Raw genomic sequence first — 508 nt, 5'->3', positions numbered from 1 at the left:
CAAGTGCAATTACTGGTCTTGTTTTATAATTATTGAATTGTAGGTGTTTAATATGAATATTGAACAAGAAATTTCTAAGCTAAAATATCATAAAGAATTAATGTTAACTATGCTTTTACATGAAAACCCTGATAAATTTTCTTTTTATCATCAAATTATTAACCATGATTTAGAAAAAAAAGATGAGATAGCAATTTTAAATATTATTTCTTTATTTAACAAAAGGTTATCTAATGAAAATACATTTGATTTTGAAAAAGAATTTTTTGATTCTATTAGTTTACAAGTAATTTATGATTGTAATGTAAAACCAACTATTGAGGAATATGAAGGTTATTTAAAGGCAATAAATATTCCGATAAACCCTAAATATTTATTAATGGCAATTAATAAGCAAAAAGAATCAGATAATGTTTGTGAATTTTTATTAGAAAAATATAAAGAAAAATAAGGTGCTTTTGCACCTTATTTTTTATGTGTAATGGAGGATCAAAAATATGAAAAAATT

Annotated in this window: 1 protein-coding gene; it reads left to right on the top strand. The window is 21.7% G+C overall.

Annotation, left to right across the window (positions count from 1 at the left end; translation table 11 throughout):
• The first annotated feature begins 52 nt into the window (after window positions 1-52).
• Window positions 53-451 carry a DUF1878 family protein gene (locus FE392_RS20275; RefSeq protein WP_021728521.1) on the top strand — a complete coding sequence of 133 codons (399 nt, stop codon included), beginning with the start codon at window positions 53-55 and terminating at the stop codon, window positions 449-451.
• Window positions 452-508: the final 57 nt, after the last annotated feature.

The sequence above is a fragment of the Xenorhabdus santafensis genome (assembly GCF_033949405.1).
GTDB classification, from domain to species: Bacteria; Pseudomonadota; Gammaproteobacteria; order Enterobacterales; family Enterobacteriaceae; genus Xenorhabdus; species Xenorhabdus santafensis.
The sequence above is the reverse complement of the archived record's forward strand: the minus strand, read 5'-3'. Positions and strand labels throughout refer to the sequence as shown.

Coding starts and splice junctions, on each gene's coding strand:
- FE392_RS20275 (WP_021728521.1), top strand. CDS start 53: ATGAATATTGAACAAGAAATTTCTAAGCTAAAATATCATAAAGAATTA.